Annotated in this window: 9 protein-coding genes; 6 read left to right on the forward strand and 3 right to left on the reverse strand. The window is 68.1% G+C overall.

Going from position 1 to position 16,057, the window contains the following annotated elements; translation table 11 throughout:
* Nucleotides 1–57: 57 nt before the first annotated feature.
* Nucleotides 58–3,336, forward strand: a complete 3,279-nt coding sequence (locus OG474_RS24130) for a S8 family serine peptidase (RefSeq protein ID WP_405055818.1) — start codon at nucleotides 58–60, stop codon at nucleotides 3,334–3,336.
* A 123-nt stretch (nucleotides 3,337–3,459) separates the two neighbouring features.
* Here the strand turns inward: OG474_RS24130 and OG474_RS24135 are convergent, their stop codons facing one another.
* Entirely contained in the window at nucleotides 3,460–4,449 is a 990-nt protein-coding gene (locus OG474_RS24135; protein WP_405055819.1) for a malate dehydrogenase, read from the reverse strand.
* A gap of 325 nt (nucleotides 4,450–4,774) precedes the next feature.
* Here OG474_RS24135 and OG474_RS24140 point away from each other — a divergent pair, with 325 nt between their 5' ends.
* The 3 genes from OG474_RS24140 (at nucleotide 4,775) to OG474_RS24150 (ending at nucleotide 12,607) form a co-directional block, all read left to right on the forward strand.
* The gene (locus OG474_RS24140; protein WP_405055820.1) at nucleotides 4,775–5,911 is read left to right on the forward strand and encodes a glycerophosphodiester phosphodiesterase; all 1,137 of its coding nucleotides are present in this window, start codon (nucleotides 4,775–4,777) and stop codon (nucleotides 5,909–5,911) included.
* Between the two features lie 16 nt (nucleotides 5,912–5,927).
* Nucleotides 5,928–6,734 (forward strand): spermidine synthase, encoded by an 807-nt coding sequence (locus OG474_RS24145; RefSeq protein ID WP_405055821.1) that lies wholly within the window; start codon nucleotides 5,928–5,930, stop codon nucleotides 6,732–6,734.
* 86 nt (nucleotides 6,735–6,820) lie between these two features.
* Nucleotides 6,821–12,607 carry a hypothetical protein gene (locus tag OG474_RS24150; protein WP_405055822.1) on the forward strand — a complete coding sequence of 1,929 codons (5,787 nt, stop codon included), beginning with the start codon at nucleotides 6,821–6,823 and terminating at the stop codon, nucleotides 12,605–12,607.
* Here OG474_RS24150 and OG474_RS24155 read toward each other — a convergent pair.
* A complete protein-coding gene (locus OG474_RS24155) occupies nucleotides 12,576–13,064 on the reverse strand; it encodes a helix-turn-helix domain-containing protein (protein WP_405055823.1) in 489 nt (162 codons plus the stop codon). The two genes, OG474_RS24150 and OG474_RS24155, sit on opposite strands and share 32 nt — an antisense overlap.
* 74 nt (nucleotides 13,065–13,138) lie before the next feature.
* Here OG474_RS24155 and OG474_RS24160 point away from each other — a divergent pair, with 74 nt between their 5' ends.
* Both OG474_RS24160 and OG474_RS24165 read left to right on the forward strand, forming a co-directional pair.
* Complete coding sequence (locus tag OG474_RS24160; RefSeq protein ID WP_405055824.1) at nucleotides 13,139–13,999, forward strand: MOSC domain-containing protein; 861 nt, start codon at nucleotides 13,139–13,141, stop codon at nucleotides 13,997–13,999.
* Nucleotides 14,000–14,055: 56 nt separating this feature from the next.
* Nucleotides 14,056–15,252 carry a M1 family metallopeptidase gene (locus OG474_RS24165; protein ID WP_405055825.1) on the forward strand — a complete coding sequence of 399 codons (1,197 nt, stop codon included), beginning with the start codon at nucleotides 14,056–14,058 and terminating at the stop codon, nucleotides 15,250–15,252.
* Here OG474_RS24165 and OG474_RS24170 read toward each other — a convergent pair.
* Nucleotides 15,249–15,995, reverse strand: a complete 747-nt coding sequence (locus tag OG474_RS24170; protein ID WP_405055826.1) for an MBL fold metallo-hydrolase — start codon at nucleotides 15,993–15,995, stop codon at nucleotides 15,249–15,251. The two genes, OG474_RS24165 and OG474_RS24170, sit on opposite strands and share 4 nt — an antisense overlap.
* Nucleotides 15,996–16,057: the final 62 nt, after the last annotated feature.

Below are 16,057 nucleotides of genomic sequence, written 5' to 3' on the forward strand. Positions count from 1 at the left end.
TCCTGGCCGATCCGTCTCGGGTCTGTAACTCCGACCGAGATCTGGGGAGGGCCTTCCATGGCTCATAGTTCGAGAAAACGGCCCGCGATCGCCCTGCTGGCGATCGCGGGCCTCGCCCTGACCGGAGTGGGTGGACCGGCCGCCGATGCGGCCCCACTCGCCGGGAACCCAGTGCCTGCTGGGAAAACAGCATCCACTGGCAAGGACATCCAGGTCACCTTGATCACCGGTGACCGGGTTGTCCTGCACGGCGGCGACCCGACGAAGCAGTCCATCGAGCGTGGCGCCGGCCGCGAGCACATCGCCTTCCAGGCCTTCCGGGCCAAGGACCACTCGTATGTGATCCCGTCCGATGTCACGAAGGCGGTGGGTGACGGGCGACTGGATCAGCGGCTGTTCGATGTGGCCGGTTTGATCCGGGCCGGGTACGACGATGCGTCGACCACGGTGATCCCGGTGCTCGCGACGTACGCGCGCAAGGCCAACCACGCCGCACCGGCTGGTGTGACGGTGACCCGGCAGTTGCCGTCGATCAACGGTGCGTCGATGGCTGTGGACAAGAAGAACGCGAGCGCCTTCCTGGGCAAGGCGGCCGCACGATCGGCGGATGGGTTCAGCAGGATCTGGCTGGACGGCAAGCGCAAAGTGACGCTGGACCAGTCGGTACCGCAGATCGGCGGACCGGCTGCGTGGCAGGCCGGCTACACCGGCAAGGGCGTGTCGGTCGCCGTACTCGACACCGGGATCGACAAGTCGCATCCGGACCTGGCGACCCAGGTGGCGGGCTCGAAGAACTTCACCGCGGAGCAGGACGGTGACTTCTCCGGGCACGGCACCCATGTCGCGTCGACGATCGCCGGCACCGGCGCTGCCTCGGGCGGCAAGTACAAAGGGGTTGCGCCGGACGCGAAACTGTACGACGGCAAGGTCTGCGACGGCACCGGGTTCTGCACCGACTCGGGCATCGTGGCCGCGATGGAATGGGCTGCCAAGGACATCAAGGCGAACGTCGTCAATGTCAGCCTGGGTGGCACCGACACCCCGGACATCGATCCGCTGGAAGAAGCGGTCAACCGCCTGACCGCGGAGACCGGCGCGTTGTTCGTGATTGCTGCCGGCAACAGTGGACCCGCCGACCGGACGATCGAGTCGCCGGGCTCCGCGGACGCGGCGCTGACGGTGGGTGCGGTCGACAAGCAGAACGAGTTCGCCCTCTTCTCCAGCGTCGGCCCACGCAGTGGTGACAGCGCGCTGAAGCCCGATGTCACGGCGCCAGGTCTCGGCATCGTTGCCGCAAAGGCGAAGGACTCGAGAATCGGAACACCGGTCGGGGATCAGTACCTGGACCTCAGCGGAACCTCGATGGCGACTCCGCACACCGCGGGCGCGGCGGCGTTGCTGTCCCAGGAGCACCCTGCCTGGCAGGCAGGTGAACTGAAGAGCACGCTGATGGGCTCGGCCAAGGTGGCCGCCGATCAGAGCGTGATGCAGCAGGGCGCCGGGCGGATCGACGTTGCCGCGGCGATCAAGCAGAACGTGATCGCCGAGACGGCGAGTCTGTCGTTCGGACTGGCTGCGTACCCGCACACCGATGACGAGCCGGTGGTGAAGCCGCTGACCTTCCGCAACCTCGGTGCGGCGGCTGTCACGCTGGCGCTGACTGCCTCATTCGCGGCCAAGGATGGTACGCCGGCCCCGGACAGCGCGTTGCAGCTCAGCGCCCGGACGGTCACGGTGCCTGCCGGCGGCACTGCTTCGGTCCAGGTCACGTCGAACACCAAGCACGATGGCTCGGACAGCGTCTACTCCGGCCGGATCACCGCGACCGGCGCCGGCCCGGAGATCGTCGTACCGATCACTGCCGAGAAGGAGCCGGAGAGCTACACGCTGACGGTGCGGACGATCAACCCGGCGGGCGAGCCGTCCGACTTCCCCGTGAACATCATCGACGTCGATCACCCTGAGTCGAACCTGCGCGCCACCGACGGCACACTGAAGGTGAAGCTGCCGAAGGGAGAGTACGTCGTCGAGCACTTCCTCGAGGACGAGCGTGCCGCGGACGACTGGGCGATCTACGAGATGGTCGCTCCGAGCGTCAAGCTCACGTCGGACCGGACGGTGGTGCTCGATGCGCGGAAGGCCCGGCCGGTGACCCACACCTTGCCCGAAGCCGAGGCGTCGCCGATCGAAACGGTCGGCGGGTACACCCGCCGACCAGCTACCGGCGGCGGGTCGGGATTCGCCTCCTACCGGACAGTGTTTCGCCGCGGTGCCCTCTACACACTCGGCACCGGGCCGGCGCTGCCGGCTGCGCAGCTGACCGGCTGGTTGACGTCGCAGTGGGCGAAGGAGAATGAGGACGGTCTCTTCTGGAACACCCCGTACGTGTATCAGTTGGCGAAGACCATGCCTGGGGTGTTCCCGACCGGGTATCAGCGCGTGGTGCGGGCGCGGGACCTGGCGGTGGTGAACCCGACGGTCAATCCGACCTCCGGGACCGCCATCTGGCGCTCCGCCTGGCCGCAGATCCCGGGGACCGACCTTCCCGCTCCGGGGATCAGGTTCGATGTGGGGCGGACGGTGCGGTACCACTATGACGAGCTGTCCGAGGGCTGGACGGGGGCAGTCGACGCCGACGACGCCTCGTGGGGCCAGGACAGCGTGCTGCCTGAGGTGTATCGCGCCGGGCGGACCTACGAGGAGCGCTGGAACGCGGCGGCCTTCGGTCCGCGTCTCTTCCACGCGGCGCGAACCGGCGCGCGGATGGTCCTGTTGATCGGCAACCACGGTGATGCCGCCGGTCATATCGGCCACGCCGTCGCCGACTCGGCGAAGGTCACCCTCTACCGCGACGGCGAGCAGGTGGCAAGCGGGGATTCCTTCGGTTACCTCGACGTCGACAACCTGCCCGCCGGTGAAGCGCCGTACAAGCTGGTCACGAGCAGCACCCAGTCCGGCACGGGCTTCGCCTCTCGCGTAGAACTGACCGCCACCTTCACCTCAGCGCCAACCACCAAGGAGACCGCTCTACCCATCAGCACCGTCCGCTTCCAGCCGAAGGTCGACGACCACAACCTCGCCACCCGCACCAAGGTGACGGCGCTGCCGGTGCTCGTCGACGGCCTGAAGCCGAGCCAGGTGAAGACGCTGACGGTCGAGGTCTCCGGTGACGACGGAGCCACCTGGAAGGCGGCGAAAGTACGCCGTACCGCCAAGGGCTTCACCGCCACCTTCGACACCCCCGCCGGCACCGGCATCTCGCTGCGCGCCTCGGTCACCGACCGAGCCGGCAACAACACCACCCAAACCGTCCATAACACCTACCGCCTGAAGTAACCGTCCCCTTTCGCCCAAAGAGAAGCCCGCGCACCTTTGTGCGCGGGCTTCATCTTTGGGTAGCTACCGACCATCCGAGGGGCCGAAAAACGGTTGGTGGGTGCACAAAGACGAGCTGTGCCTTCAGCCGAGGAGGTTGAGGGCCTGTACGGCGTCGCGTTCTTCGGCGAGTTCGGCGGTGGAGGCGTCGATGCGGGCGCGGGAGAAGTCGTTGATCTCGAGGCCCTGGACGATCTCCCAGTTGCCGTCCTTGGTGGTGACCGGGAAGGAGGAGATCAGGCCTTCCGGGACGCCGTAGGAGCCGTCGGAGACGACGGCCATGGAGAGCCAGTCGCCGTCGGCGGAGCCGCGCAGCCAGTCGCGGGTGTGGTCGATGGTGGCGGCCGCGGCGGAGGCGGCCGAGGAAGCGCCGCGGGCCTCGATGATGGCGGCGCCGCGCTTCTGCGTGGTCGGGATGAGGTAGCTCTCCAGCCACTCGGTGTCGATCACGTCGAGCGCGTTCTTACCGGCGAGCTCGGCGTGGAAGACGTCCGGGTACTGGGTCGAGGAGTGATTGCCCCAGATCGTCAGCTTCTTGATCTCCGAGACCGGTACGCCGGTCTTCTTCGTCAGCTGAGCGATCGCCCGGTTGTGGTCCAGACGGGTCAGCGCCGAGAAGCGCTCCGCGGGGATGTCCGGCGCGTTGCTCTTGGCGATCAGCGCGTTGGTGTTGGCCGGGTTGCCGGTGACGGTGATCCGGATGTCGTCGGCGGCGTGGTCGTTCAGCGCCTTGCCCTGGCCGGTGAAGATCGCGCCGTTGGCCTCGAGCAGGTCACCGCGCTCCATGCCCTTGGTCCGCGGCCGGGCGCCGACCAGCAGCGCGACGTTGGCGCCGTCGAAGATGACGTTCGGGTCGTCGCCGATCTCGACCCCGGCCAGCGTCGGGAAGGCGGAGTCCTCGAGCTCCATGACGACACCCTCGACCGCCTTCAGCGCCGGGGTGATCTCGAGCAGCCGCAGCTCCACCGGGGTGTCCGGGCCGAGCAGGGCACCGCTCGCGATCCGGAACAGCAGGCTGTAGCCGATGTTCCCGGCGGCTCCGGTGACGGCCACCTTTACCGGTGTAATGCTCACGACAGCTCCAATCTATGCATTCTTGTGCTTCGGACGCTAGCAACATCCGAAGTCCTGCCCAACCCTGGGTCACCACCGACTTGCTCACACCCCGACCACACCCTCCCCACGGCCCCCGCGCTCGCACCCACCACCCCGTTCCCCGTGCGCCTTGTGCACCCATCAACCACAATCCGTCCCCGCAAATGGTTGAACGGTGCTCAAGGCGCCCGGCCCGGGCGGCTTTGGGTGGGATCGTTCATCGGGGAGTCACCTGGTGTCTTGCGGGTGGACGCCGGTGTGCCCGAAGGTTCAGGGCAGTCCCTGACTTGTAAGGAGTAAGTGCATGAAGCGGTTCCTCCCCGCGGCCGTCTCGGCCCTCGCGGTCGGTGCCACGCTGCTGGCCCCGCAAGCTGTGCAGCACGCCACCCAGCAGCAGAACGGCGACCAGGCTCAGGCCGCCGGCTCCGCGTACCAGCACCGCGACGACTTCGTCATCGTCGGCCACCGCGGTGCCTCCGGGTATCGGCCCGAGCACACGCTGGCGTCGTACGAGCTGGCCGCCCGGATGGGCGCCGACTACATCGAGCCCGACCTGGTCTCGACCAAGGACCACGTGCTGGTCACCCGGCACGAGCCGGAGATCGGCGGTACGACGGATGTCGCCAAGCACCCCGAGTTCGCGAACCGTAAGAAGACCAAGGTGCTGGACGGCGTCAAGCTGACCGGCTGGTTCACCGAGGACTTCACCCTCAAGGAGCTGAAGACGCTGCGCGCCGAGGAGCGCATCCCGGCGATCCGGCAGCACAACACCGTGTTCAACGACCGGTACCAGATCCCGACCTTCCAGGAGGTCATCGATCTGACCAAGCGGCTCTCCAAGGAGCTCGGCCGCCCGGTCGGCATCTACCCCGAGACCAAGCACCCGACGTACTTCCGGCAGCAGGGTCTCGCGCTCGAGCCCGAGCTGGTGAAGACGCTGAACCGCAACGGCCTGAACCGTCCGGACGCCAAGGTGTTCGTGCAGTCCTTCGAGGTCTCGAACCTGATCGCCCTGCACAAGCAGCTCCGCGTCCCGCTGGTCCAGCTGACCGACGCCGTGGGGCAGCCGTACGACTTCACGGTCGCCGGCGACAAGCGCACGTACGCCGACATCACCTCGGCGAAGGGTCTGAAGGACGTGGCGAAGTACGCGGCCGGCCTCGGTCCGTACAAGGAGCAGATCATCCCGTTCACCGCTGACGGCAAGCTCGGCAAGCCGACCACCCTGGTCGCCGACGCGCACCGGGCCGGCCTGGTCGTGCACCCGTACACCTTCCGGGTCGAGAACAACTTCCTCCCGGCGAACTTCGACAGCGACGCGGTGCCTTCGGATTCGGGCAACCTCTTCGGCGAGATCGCGGCGTACCGGGCGACCGGCATCGACGGTCTCTTCACCGACAACACCGATGTCGCGGTGGCCCAGGAGAAGGAATCGCGCTAGCTGACAAGATGGGTGGGTGGAACGCAAGGTCGGCTCGGGGACAGCGACGGTAGAGGCAGCGGCCGACGGCACCTTTGTGCTGAGTGTCGACGGGTCGCTGCAGTCGCAGGTCGACCTCGCGGATCCCACCCACCTCTCCTTCGAATACATGCGCCGGATCGCGGACGTGCTCGACGCGACGACGCCCCGTCGGCAGCCGATCGCGGTGACTCATATCGGGGGTGCCGCGCTCAGCCTGCCGCGGTACGTCGCGACCACCCGGCCGCGGTCCCGGCAGATCGTGCTCGAGCCGGACGAGGACCTGACCGAGTTCGTCCGGGAGACGCTGCCGCTGCCGAAGCGCTCCGGGATCAAGGTCCGCGGCGCCACCGGCCGGGCCGGGATCACCGAGCTGTACGACGACTCGATGGACGTGCTGATCCTGGACGCGTTCGAGCGTGAGGCCGTCCCGGCGAATCTGGTCACCACCGAGTTCTTCGCCGACTGCGCCCGCGTCCTGCGCCCGACCGGCCTGCTGATCGCGAACCTGATCGACGGATCGGCCGGCCTGCCCTTCATCCGCCGTACGGCGGCCACCGTGCGGGCCGTCGTCGGTGACGGCGTGGTGCTGGCGGAGCGCAAGGTGCTCCGCGGCAAGGGGTTCGGCAACGTCATCCTGGTCGCCTCCAGCAAGCCCGTTCCCGACCTGACCGACGTCGGCCGCCGGGCGCAGCCGCCGTACGACGTGACGCCGCTCGCGGAGCTTGCCGGCAAGGCGGCCGCGCTGACCGACAGCGATGGCTTCACCCCGCCCGCCGCTCCGCCGGGCACATTTCGCCCCTGATCCCGGCACGGCTAGTAGCTGACAGGCTACGGACTGTGATATGTAGATGACGGCGTCCGCCCGCCACCTACGAACGGGGTTCTGGGATGGGTCGGCTACGCCTGGGGATCGCTCTGCTGCTCGTCGCCGGTTTCAGTCTGGTGCCTACGGCAACTGCGCAGGCCGAGACGATCCGGGCCTTCGGCAAGGTCTTCGGGGTGCAGGCGAACGGCGCGATCCGGATCACCGGCAACGCGCTGGAGACCTGCGACACCGCGATCGCCGGCTGCCGGTCGGCGCTGGCCGGCAGCAGTTCAGGGGCCTCGAACAACGAATGGACGATGCGCCTGCTCGACGCGGACGCGGACGCCGGGACCAAGTCGTCGTCTGCGGCAACGGTCAGCGTGCCGGACGGCGCGAAGGTCCTGTACGCCGGTCTGTTCTGGGGATCGAGCCGCGCTGCGGGGACCGGCGGTACGGCGAGCAGTGGCGACGGCAAGACGCTCAAGCTCAAGGTGCCGGGGGCAACGGCCTACGAAACGATGACCGCCGGGCGGACCGACTACCTGAGCGCAGCGACCCAGGACTACTCGTCGTACCTGGATGTCACCGAGGTGGTCCAGAAGGCCGGCAGCGGCGAGTACTGGGGTGCAGATGTTGCCGCAGGCACCGGCGTTGACCGGTACGCCGGTTGGAGCCTCGTGATCGCCTACGAGGACGCGGACGAGCCACTGCGCGACCTGACCGTCTTCAACGGCTACGCGCGGGTGACCACCGGCGACGTGATCAAGACCGGCATCTCGGGCTTCCTGGCCCCGCCGAGCGGCCCGGTGAACGCGGTCTTCGGCAGCGTCACGTACGAAGGCGACGCCGGAATCACCGGCGACTACTTCGCGGTGAACGGCACCCGGCTCGCGGACGCGCAGAGCCCGTCGGCGAACTTCTTCGGCAGCCGGGTCACCGAGGGCGGCAAGAACCTGACCGATCGCAAACCGGCCGCGCTGAACAACCTCGGCCTGGACGCGAAGGTGGTCGACGGCGCCGGCATCCTGGCCAACAGCGCGACCAGTGCTGAGCTGACCTTCGCCAGCACGGGCGACTTCTACTACCCGGCCGCGCTCACCACCCAGATCGACCTCTACGCCCCGGCGATCAAGGGCACCAAGACTGTCCGCAACCTGGCCGGCAACGACCCGGCGAAGGTCGGCGACACCCTCGAGTACACGCTCAGCTACGGCAACTCCGGTGACGACGACGCTTTGAAGGCTGTGGCTCGCGACGTGCTCCCGCCGAACACGACGTACGTCGCTGGTTCGCTCGCGGTGGCCGCGGGCGCCGGGTCCGGCACCAAGACGGATCCGGCCGGAGACGATCAGGCCGAGTACGACGAGGCCTCGCGAACCGTGCGCTTCCGGGTCGGCACGGGTGCGAACGCCACCACCGGCGGCCGGTTGAAGAAGAACCAGAGCACGACGGTCCGCTTCCGCGTCACCCTCGACGCCGCCTCCGCGGGGACCACGGTCGTGAACACCGGCTACCTCGACTACACCGCCGAGACCCTCAACAAGCCTTACACCTATCGCGCGGATGAGGTCCGGACGCCGGTCGCGGAATCGGCCGACCTGCAGCTCACCAAGACCGGTACGCCGGATCCCGTGCCGGCCGGCTCCGAGCTGACCTACACGATCGTTGCCAAGAACAACGGTCCGAGTACGGCGAAGGAGGTCGCGGTCGCCGACACCCTTCCCGACGGGGTCACGTTGGTGTCGGCCAAGGCTGCTCAGGGCACGTGTACCGGCACGGTCGACTGTGCACTCGGCGACATCGCCTCCGGTGCGAGTGTCTCGATCACCGTCGTGGTCCGGGTTCCGGCCGCGAGTACGGCGACCGGGCTGACGAACGTGGCCACGGCCACCACCTCGACCTCCGATCCGAACCCCGCGAACAACACGGCGTCGGTGACCACCCCGGTGACCCGCGTCGCCGATCTGTCGCTGCTGAAGCAGGTCGTTCCGACGAACCCGGCGGCCGGTGAGAAGGTCAAGTACACCCTGACCATCCGGAACAATGGCCCGTCCGAGGCGAAGCAGGTCCGGATCGCGGACTCGCTCCCGGCCGGCCTCACGGTCATCGATGCCCAGGCGCCGGCCCCCGCTGGGTGTTCGGCAGCCGGTCAAGAGATCACCTGCCTCGTCGACAGCCTGGCCGGGAACGCCACCTTGGTGGTCGAGGTGACCGCGACCCTGGACTCGGCGTACCAGGGTGGTCCGCTGGCAAACAGCGCCGCGGTCTCCAGTGCGACGCCGGACCCGGACCCCTCCAACAACACCGGTACGGCGACGATCACGCCCGGCGATCCGAAGGCCGACCTGGTGGTTGGCAAGCAGACGGTCACGAGTCCGGTGGTCCCGGGCAAGTCGGTCAGCTATCAGATCACCGTGCACAACGACGGTCCGTCCGACGCTCGCGCGGTGCAGTTGGCCGATGATCTCGCGGCCGCGTTGAGCGAGGCGACCGCCGATTCGACGGCGGGCTCGTGCACGGTGTCGTCCGGTCAGGTTCGCTGCGCACTGGGCGATCTCGGGGCCGGTTCGACCGCGACGATCACCGTCACCGCGACGGTGTCCGCGACTGCCACCGGCACGTTGGTCAACACCGCGACGGCTACGTCGGCGACACCCGATCCGGACAAGACCAACAACACCGGCCGTACGACGGACAACCTGAGCGCGAACGCGGACCTGGCGATCACGAAGACCGCGCAACCCGCGCCGGTCCAGGCTGGCCGGCCCGTCACCTACACGCTGACGATCACCAACAACGGTCCGTCCGCTGCGCAGTCGGTGACGGTGTCTGATCCGGTCCCGGCGCCCCTGACGTATGCCTCGGCTAAAACCTCGCAGGGTTCGTGTGACGAGACTGATGGCACCGTGGCGTGCGCGGTGGGAACAGTTGCCCCGGGCGACAAGATCATCGTGACCGTGGTTGCGAATGTCCCGTCCGGCACCCCGCCGAACGAACTCGCCAACACGGCCAAGGTGGCGTCACCGACCCCGGATCCCGTTGCAGACAACAACACTGCGACGTACACGCTGCTCACCGGTGCGCAGGCGAACATCACCCTGACCAAGTCCGTCAGCCCCGATCCGGTGGTTGCCGGCGCGGCGATCACCTACAAGCTGACCGTTGCGAACGCCGGTCCGTCCGATGCCCAGGGCATCAGTCTGGACGACGACGTACCGGACGCGGTGACCGGCGTGAGCGCCTCGACAACCGGTGGCGCGACCTGCGAGGTCAGCGACGGCCGGGTCACCTGCGAGCTGGCCACGCTGGCGGCAGGGGCCAGCTTCGTGGTCACCGTCACCGGGACGGTCGCTCCGGCCACCGTGCCGGGTGCGCTGACCAACACGGCCTCGGCCGGCGCCAAGACGCCAGAGGATCCGACCGACTCCGACAACACGGCGACCAGTACGACGACAGTGCAGGCGCAGGCGGATCTCTCGATCACGAAGTCCGCTCCGGCGACTGTTGTTGCAGGCAACGAGCTGACCTACACGCTGACCGTGCGCAATGCCGGACCGTCCGACGCGATTGGTGCCGTGGTCACCGACACGTTGCCCGCGGGGACGACGTACGTGCGCGGATCGAGCTCGGCCGGCGACTGCCTGCAGGATCCGACGGTCTCCGAGCCGGTGGTCATCTGCCCAGCCGGTCGGTTGAAGCCGGGTGCCGAGCTGGTGGTGACCGTGGTGGTCAAGGTCGACGCGGCCGTTGCGCCGGGCAAGTTGACGAACGCCGCGACCGTCAGCTCGCAGACGCCGGATCCGAACGACTCCAACAACCGCGGCACGGCCGACACTGCGGTCACGGCTTCGGCCAACCTGTCGATCACCAAGTCCGTGACGCCCTCGCCGTTGGTTGCCGGAGGCCAAGGTCTCTACACCCTGACGGTGCACAATGCCGGCCCGTCGACTGCCCTGGCTGTCGTGGTGACCGACACGCTTCCGGCTGGTCTGTCGGTGCTGGAGGCAACCAGTGCGGACGGCGACTGTACGACGGCGGTCAGCTGCACGCTCGGGGCGATGGGCCCGGGCGCTGACGCGGTCGTACAGATCCGGGTGAAGGTCGATTCGGGGCAGACCGCGCCGATCACCAATGCGGCGAGTGTCACCAGTACGACGCCTGACCCGGACCCGGCGGACAACACGAGCACGATCACCACGAAGGTCGATCAGGCGGCTGACCTCGAGGTGATCAAGACCAGCGACGACAAGTCGGCGACCGCCGGTGGTGGCGTCACCTATCGCCTCACCGTCGTCAATCACGGCCCGTCCGATGCGACGGCCGTGGCCTTGACCGACACGCTGCCGACCGGTCTGACCTTGGTCAAGGTCGACCCCGAGTGCAAGGTCGCCGGGCCGAAGATCGATTGTGCGCTCGGCACCCTCGTCGCCGGTGGATCGGTGACGGTCGTCATCACCGCTGCTCTCGACTCCAGCTACACCGGTACGACGATCGCGAACACCGCGACCGTGACGTCGCCGGTGCCCGATCCCGAGGACGGCAACAACAGTTCGACCGTCACGATCCCGGTCGGTACCAGCGCGGATGTCCAGGTGGCCAAGCACTCCGAGCCGGAGACGGTCACCCCGGGCAGTACCTTCGGCTATGCGGTCGTGGTCACCAACACCGGCCCGTCGGTCGCGCGTTCGGTGGTCGTGACCGACACAGTCCCAGCCGGACTGACAGTGGTGTCGGCCAGTACACCGTGCCAGGTCGACGGATCGACCGTCCGCTGCGCGCTGGGCGACGTACCGATCGGGCAGGTGATCCTCTCGATCCAGGTCAAGCTGGCGGCCGGGTATGACGGCGCGACGCTGACCAACACCGCGACGGCCACCTCGCCGACACCGGATCCGGACAAGGACAACAACACCGGTACGAGCGTCTCGCCGGTGGCTGCCAAGGCGGATCTGGCGATCACCAAGACGATGGCTCCGGCCAACCCGGTCGCTGGTGGGCCGGTGACCTACACGCTGACTGTGAAGAACAACGGTCCGTCCGATGCGCAGAAGGTCGTGATCACCGACGAGCTGCCGCGCGGTCTGACCAAGGTCGCGGCGAACGGTCCGTGCGTCGTGCTGCCGCCGACCGCACCGGGTGCGCCGGATGCCCCGGAGGCTGGGACGGTTCAGTGCAGTACGGCGTCGCTCGCGGTCGGTGCGACGATCACCGTCACGATCACGGCGACCGTCGTACCGGGGTTCAGTGGAGAGCTGGAGAACGTGGCGCGGGTCGGGTCGGCGACGCCTGATCCGATCAGCCCGAACAACGAGGCGAAGGTCAGTGGCCGGCCGGGTCGATCGGCCAACCTCGAGGTCTACAAGACGGCGTCCAGCCCGACGGTGGTCACCGGTGGAACCTTGCGGTACCGGATCGCCGTACACAATGCCGGTCCGTCGGCGGCGCTCAAGGTGACCATCACGGATGAGCTGGCGGATGGATTGCGGCTGCGGTCTACACCGGCCAGGTGCAAGGCCACTGGCCAGCTGCTCACCTGTGACATCGAGCGGATCGACCCCGGCAAGACGGCGGTGGTCGTGTTCGATGTCGTGGTGGATCCGAAGTACGGAGACAAGTCGGTGACGAATACAGCGGCCGCGACTTCGGTGACGCCCGATCCGGATCCGAAGGACAACACGAGCTCAGTGACGACGACCGTCACTCAGCCGGTCCCCAATCCGACGCCTGGACCGAAGCCCAAGCCAAGCGGCGAGCTTCCGGACACCGGTAGTCCGTTCGGGTTTGGCGTGGTGGCTATGGCGCTGATCCTGTTGGCCGCCGGGGCCGTACTGATCGTCGTCAGCCGGCGATCCGGTCGACGCAGTCACTGAAGGCGAGGCGCTCGGTGCGGCTGGCACCGAGCGCCAGGATGAACTGATCGAGCCGATCCGGTCGCGGGACGCGGCCGCCGCGCAGCCAGCTCTGCAGGGTGGCGCGCGGGATGCCGGTGAGGCGCTCTAGTGACCGGAGTGATCGTGGTGCGGTGAGGGCAGTGAGCGCCGCGCCGAGGTCCTGTGGGGTGGCGGCTGCCCGGAGCAGCGCACCGACGTCCTGCGGGTTGCGTGCGGCCGCCTCCCAGTGCCGCCGCCAGACCGGCAGCAACTCCGTCGGTACGTCGCAGCCGGCCAGGAACGCGACGGTCACCTGCCAGCTCGGCAGCTGCTTCCCACTGGTCGCGCGGACCAGGTGAGCGTGCGAGTAGTGGGCGTGATCGGCCAGCTCGCGATAGGTGAGACCGGCATCCTGACGGACACGCTGCAGAGCGGTGGCGAACGCTTCCAGCTGCATGGCAACCTCCTCGTGATCAAACATAAGTCAACATGAACAAACAATTCAAGTGACTCAGGCCGTAGGATGGAGTCATGTCAGTCGCGCGTGTGGCCGCTCTCGTCTACTACCCGGTCAAAGGTCTGTCCGCCGTGCCGGTCGAGCAGGCCGAGATCGGGCCGCGTGGGGTGATCGGCGACCGCAATTTCATGCTGGTCGACGCCGCTGATGGGGCGTTCCAGAGCCAGCGCACGCTGCCCGCGATGGCTGCGCTGAGCGCGTCGCTCGCCGGGGACGTGATTCGGCTGACCGCGCCGGGCGCCCCGGACCTCGCCGTACCGATCCGGTATGACGGGAAGCGGCGGGATGTCAGCCTGTTCAAGACGTGGTTCGGGCAGGCGGTGGCTCAGGATCCGGCGGTGGACGAGTGGTTCTCGGAGCAGCTCGGGCGACCGGTGGAGCTGGTCCGGGTGACTCCGGAGCACGAGCGGCCGGGCTGGGGTGTGCACTCCGGCGAGACCGGGTTCGGTGACGCGCACGCGCTGATGATCACGTCGCTGTCGTCGCTCGACGGGCTGAACGAGCGGATGGTCGAGCGTGGCGGCGAGCCGATCCCGATGAACCGCTTCCGGCCGAACGTCGTCGTGTCCGGCTGGCCGGAGCCGCACACCGAGGACCGGGTGCTGCGGATGTCGATCGGCGCGGTCGAGATCGGGTACTCCGCGCGGGCGATCCGCTGCGCGGTGCCGACGGTCGACCAGGCGACCGGCCGGAAGAGCGGGCCCGAGCCGACCCGGACACTCGCTTCCTATCGGCGCGAACCGGCGTACGGGGGTGGGGTCAGCTTCGGCATGAAGGCGGCCGTGCTGACCGGCGGGACGGTCGCTGTCGGTGATGAGATTTTGGTACACGACTGGATCCCGGCCGGGACCGATCCGGCGCCCGCCGCCCGGTAGCCTCCGGAGCTGTGCACCGGCTCCTGTTGTTGCTGTTAGCCCCTATCTCGTTGCTGGTGGCAACGCCATCGACGCCGGGCGTGCCGTCGTACGAGGTGTCCCTGACCGGTACGCCGGATGGGCGGACCTGGTCGGGGCGGGAGACGGTCAGCTTCACGAATACCGCGGCGGAAGCGTTGCCGGAGGTCTATCTGCGGTTGTGGGGCAACTCGGACGGATGCGGCGCGGTCGTGGTCACGGGTGGGGTCGCCTTGCCTGATTGCACCACGGTCAAGTTCCCGTTGCGGGAGCCGCTGGCGCCGGGGAAGCGGGCGTCGATCAGCTTCGACGTGAAGCTGACCGCGCCGGATCGCGAGGACCGGTTCGGGCGTTCGGGCGAGTTCAGCTTCTTCGGGAACGCGCTTCCGGTACTGGCGGTTCGGGACGCGGCCGGCTGGCATCTCGAGCGCGACATGGGCATCGGGGAGAGCTTCTACACGGTCGCGGCCGACTTCGCCGTCCGGCTCACGCATACCGGCAACCTCGCCGTACCGTCGACCGGAGTCACGACCGATGGGCTCGCGATCGCCAAGCAGGCAAGGGATTTCGCCTGGGCGGCGGGCCCGTTCCGAAGCGGTTCTAGTGTCTCGCCTGGTGGTGTCACCATCCGGACCTGGGCTACTCCGACCGTCACGGCGGCCGCGGTCGACTCGGCTCGTTCCGACGCAGCGGCCTCGATCGATGAGTTCGGTCGCCGGTTCGGCGCGTACCCCGATCACGAGATCGACCTCGTCCTGAACGACCGGTGGACCAGCTTCAGCGGGATGGAGTATCCGGGTTTCGTCCTGCTGATCTCACCGCAGAGCCCGGTCGTCCACGAGGTCGCGCACCAGTGGTGGTACGGCATCGTCGGCAACAACGAGTACGCCGATCCCTGGCTGGACGAGGCTTTCGCGACGTACGCGACCGACGTCTTCGAAGGCAACCACCGACCCGGCTGCTGGCCCGGAACGTTGCCAGTAGCAATCACTCGCGACATGGGCTACTGGGGCGCGCACAGCACGTCGTACGGGACGTTCGTCTACACCTACGGCTCCTGCATGCTGCACGACCTGGAACGCCTGATCGGTACGCCCGCGATGGACCGCCTACTGGCGACCTACGCGAAAGCCCATTGGCACGGGGTAGTAGCCCCAGCCGACTTCATGACCGCCGCCCAAGCCGCCAGCACCACCGACCTAATCCCCTTCTGGCAAACCCACGGGATTGCTTAGACCTCGGTTGCTACTCCGTGTGTCAGGAGCTGGAGGCGGTCTTTTAGGCCCGCTTGGGTGAAGGCCTCGGTCACGGTCTCTGGGCCTTCGGTGAAGTGGGCCCAGCCTTCGGTGTGGACGGGGATGATGGTCGCCGGGGCGAGCACGTGGGCGGCCTCGACGGCTTCGGCGGAGGTCAGGGTGAGGTTGGCGCCGTCGAGCAGGACGGTGCGCGCGCCGCCGGCGAACAGGACCGCGAGCCCGATCGGCGCGAAGCGGTCGGCGATCTGCTTGACCAGGCCGACCGAGGCGTTGTCGCCGGACACGTAGACGGTCGGCAGGTCGGGGCGCTGCAGGATGAAGCCGGTGACGACGCCCAGTACGGCGTCCGCGCCCTCCGGACCGTGCAGCGCCGGTACGGCGGTCACCGTGACGCCGTCCAGCTCGACCGACTCCCACTCCGCCAGACCCTGCACGCCGGGGATCCGAGTGCCCGCGCCGGGCGTCGACAGGACGGTCGGGATCGACGGCAGCAGCGCGCGGCCGGACTCGTCGAGGTTGTCCCAGTGCTCGTCGTGCGACAGCAGTACGACGTCGACCGGGCCGAGGTCGGCGGCCGGGATCGCCGGGCCGATCAGCTTGGTCATCACTCGGCCGCCTGGCATCCGGTACTCGCGCGGCGGGTCGAAGGCGGGGTCGGTCAGGAACGTCAGGCCGCCGTACGTGAACAATGCGGTCGGTCCACCGATGTGCGTGATCTTCATGTCCTCGATCCTGCTGCGATCGGTGGCCGCTCACCATTGGCCCGGGAGCCATAGTTCCTTAA

This window comes from Kribbella sp. NBC_01505, assembly GCF_045040285.1.
In the GTDB taxonomy this organism is placed as follows: domain Bacteria; phylum Actinomycetota; class Actinomycetes; order Propionibacteriales; family Kribbellaceae; genus Kribbella.

Bases quoted from the DNA above. Each gene is read 5' to 3' on its own strand.
- OG474_RS24140 (WP_405055820.1), top strand. From the start codon at position 4,775: ATGAAGCGGTTCCTCCCCGCGGCCGTCTCGGCCCTCGCGGTCGGTGCC.
- OG474_RS24130 (WP_405055818.1), top strand. From the start codon at position 58: ATGGCTCATAGTTCGAGAAAACGGCCCGCGATCGCCCTGCTGGCGATC.
- OG474_RS24150 (WP_405055822.1), top strand. From the start codon at position 6,821: ATGGGTCGGCTACGCCTGGGGATCGCTCTGCTGCTCGTCGCCGGTTTC.
- OG474_RS24170 (WP_405055826.1), bottom strand. From the start codon at position 15,995: ATGAAGATCACGCACATCGGTGGACCGACCGCATTGTTCACGTACGGC.
- OG474_RS24160 (WP_405055824.1), top strand. From the start codon at position 13,139: ATGTCAGTCGCGCGTGTGGCCGCTCTCGTCTACTACCCGGTCAAAGGT.
- OG474_RS24155 (WP_405055823.1), bottom strand. From the start codon at position 13,064: ATGCAGCTGGAAGCGTTCGCCACCGCTCTGCAGCGTGTCCGTCAGGAT.